Annotated in this window: 3 protein-coding genes and 1 pseudogene; all 4 read left to right on the top strand. The window is 40.7% G+C overall.

Annotated elements, in window-relative coordinates; all coding sequences use genetic code 11:
• A partial coding sequence (locus tag ABYB02_RS16465) for a hypothetical protein (protein WP_372763453.1) occupies positions 1 to 940 on the top strand: 940 nt, incomplete at its 5' end.
• A gap of 9 nt (positions 941 to 949) precedes the next feature.
• The gene (locus ABYB02_RS16460; RefSeq protein ID WP_372763452.1) at positions 950 to 1,441 is read left to right on the top strand and encodes a TadE/TadG family type IV pilus assembly protein; all 492 of its coding nucleotides are present in this window, start codon (positions 950 to 952) and stop codon (positions 1,439 to 1,441) included.
• Between the two features lies 1 nt (position 1,442).
• The gene (locus ABYB02_RS16455) at positions 1,443 to 1,925 is read left to right on the top strand and encodes a TadE/TadG family type IV pilus assembly protein (protein ID WP_372763451.1); all 483 of its coding nucleotides are present in this window, start codon (positions 1,443 to 1,445) and stop codon (positions 1,923 to 1,925) included.
• Between the two features lie 47 nt (positions 1,926 to 1,972).
• Positions 1,973 to 2,701 (top strand): annotated as a pseudogene (locus ABYB02_RS16450) (hypothetical protein); the annotation flags it as partial.

The following is a 2,701-nucleotide window of genomic DNA, read 5'->3' as shown; positions in this document are numbered from 1 at the left end:
GGATCCTTCCGTCGATGCACCGTATGTAAAAGTGTCGCTTACTGGTTTAACACTTGATAATTTTTTAGCCAATGTATTTAGCTTTAATAAACAAGTGTCGGCAACCGCATTGGCCGGGCCAAGTACGGCAATTAAAAACTGCTTTACTAATTTAGTGCCGATGCTGGTGTGCGCAGAAAACACCGACCCAGCAACAGATTTTGGCTTAACTAAAAACCAGTTATATATGATGAAGATAGGTTCAAACGCGTCTTCACCCATAGGGCCAGGTAATTTTCAACTGATTCGCCTCGGAACTAATAGCGGTGCTGATGATATTCGTTCTGCGTTGGCGGGAGAGGAAAACCTAGGTACCAATACTTGTACTTTCTTAGATACGGGAGCCACTGTACCAACCGAGCCGGGCAATACCGTTGGCCCTGTTGCCCAAGGGCTAAACACCCGTATGGGGAAATGGCAAGGCCCAGTCAATCCAAATGATCACCCTCGCGACTCTAATATTTGTCAAGGCGAGAAAATTTTGCTCGATGAAGACGATAGCACCAAGCTTGAAGATGATGCATTGGCAAAAGCATACCGCGCGAACGACTACCTTGCTGATAATGAAAGTGATGTATTAATGTGCACGGCACCAGAAAATGGTTTAACAGAAAGCAGTATTATTGAACCTACATCGGAAAAAATGATTGGCCGGCGAGTAATGAATGTAGTGATTGGGCAATGTGATGGCTTAACCAATGGTGCAAATAATGTACCTTATTTGGGGGTGGGGTGTTTTTTCTTAACGCAAAAGATTGACGGTGGAGGTAAAGAATCTTATGTGATTGGTGAATTTATGCATCAATGCCCCGGTGGCGGCAATGCGTCATTAGAGCCTGTAGATAACCCCGGGCCATATAAGATTGTATTATTTCATGTACCCGGCAGTCAGGATTCATAGGAGGGAGTTATGCAGCAAATAATTACGACTAAAGTGAGGCCAAATAAGCTCAACTCTCAGTGTTATGCGCGGCAAAAAGGCTTAGCCGCGATTGAATTTACCATTATTTTACCATTTTTGTTGTTGCTTATTTTCTCTTGTAGTGAGTTTGGTCGCTTGCTTTATCAGTACAACACCTTAAATAAAAATGTCAGAAGTGCGACCCGTTATTTAAGTAGCCATGTTAAATATGGCGATAATGGTGCATTGAGTATTAAAAGTGAGGTGGCCGCAGAGGCAAAAGATTTAGTCAGGTTTGGCCAAAGTGGTGGCTCGGTGGCATTGCTACCTAATTTAAATAACGATGATATTAATCTAGTCATTGATAGTGAATTTGTGGTGATAACGGTGACCTATTTGTGGCAGCCTATTTTTTCTCAAACATTGCCAACATTTGGTTTTGGTAATGACATTTCATTAAATTTTCCACTGGTGTCAACTTACAGCATGAGGGTGTTATAACATGAAGACTCAAAAGCATGCGTTAAATTTTAAAACCCAACGCGGTGTGTATGCCGTAGAATTTGCCATTGTTGGAGGGGTTTTCTTTTTATTACTTTTTGCAGTACTTGAAGTAGGGCGGCTATTTTTTGTATGGAATGTGTTAACGGAAGCTTCAAGACGTGGCGCCCGTTTGGCTGCTGTTTGTCATTTTGATCTAGCCGCAGAGCCATCATTTTTAGATTTAGCAGTGTTTAATGGTTTGTCACTGGCACCGCAGCTAACTGGTCAAAATCTTAAAGTAAGCTATTTACGCCAAAATGGCAGTGAAGTGACAGCGAGTGATAACGTAAATGATATTCGCTTAGTCAGGGCTGAAATTATTAATTACCAGCACCAATTTCTTGTTCCAGGGTTATTTTTGACCATTAACTCGCCAAGCTTTGCTACTACATTACCGCGAGAAAGTTTAGGAGTTACCAGAGAAACCACCACAACATGCTAACGGGTAAGCTAGCTTAGCGCGAATGTAACTTAGGGTAGGTAAATAATATGGCTTTAGACAATAGTAATAATGTGGTTGGTTTACCTGATGGAAAATCATTGGGGCTTAGTGGCGTAAACACTAAATTACCCTGTTTGTCGATTCAACTTAAAGCATTAACCATTTGTGATTCGCCAGAGACACAGCGTAAGTTAGCAGACTATTTTTCATTAATTCGTAATTTAGATGTTGAATTTAGTTACACAATTCCAAAACCATGTAACAAGTTTGACTTAGTCATTTTAGTCGCTGATGAGTTTAATAATGAAATCAAGCGGGTTTTTGAATCTTTAAATAGTAACAAACTCCCTGTTTTGTTAGTGGGTGATAACGTGCAAAACGAGCTGATCCGTTGTGCAATGAAAGCGAATGTGCAAGACATTATTCCACTCAGTAATATTGATGCTGAATTAATTAATGCCTTACAACAAATTTCGCAAACCATATTAAATCAAAAACAGGTCGCCCCGTTGATTTCGATTATTAACGGCAAACCAGGCTCTGGGGCAAGCTTTATTACTGGCTGTTTAGGTGAGATCTACGCTGATGTTTTCAGCGAGGATATCAGTTTGATAGATGCTGATCTTCATTATGGCTCGCTAGCCGATACCTTAAACCTTGAAACCAAGTACTATTTAGGTGATGCGTTAAATGACATAGACACCCTTGATAGCCACGCTATTAAGTCGATGATGAGCAAACGTAACAATTTAAACTTACTGCCTAGTAAAGCGTTT

Source organism: Pseudoalteromonas sp. (assembly GCF_041613455.1).
Classification (GTDB): domain Bacteria; phylum Pseudomonadota; class Gammaproteobacteria; order Enterobacterales; family Alteromonadaceae; genus Pseudoalteromonas.
The sequence above is the reverse complement of the archived record's forward strand: the minus strand, read 5'-3'. Positions and strand labels throughout refer to the sequence as shown.

Coding starts and splice junctions, on each gene's coding strand:
- ABYB02_RS16460 (WP_372763452.1), top strand. CDS start 950: ATGCAGCAAATAATTACGACTAAAGTGAGGCCAAATAAGCTCAACTCT.
- ABYB02_RS16455 (WP_372763451.1), top strand. CDS start 1,443: ATGAAGACTCAAAAGCATGCGTTAAATTTTAAAACCCAACGCGGTGTG.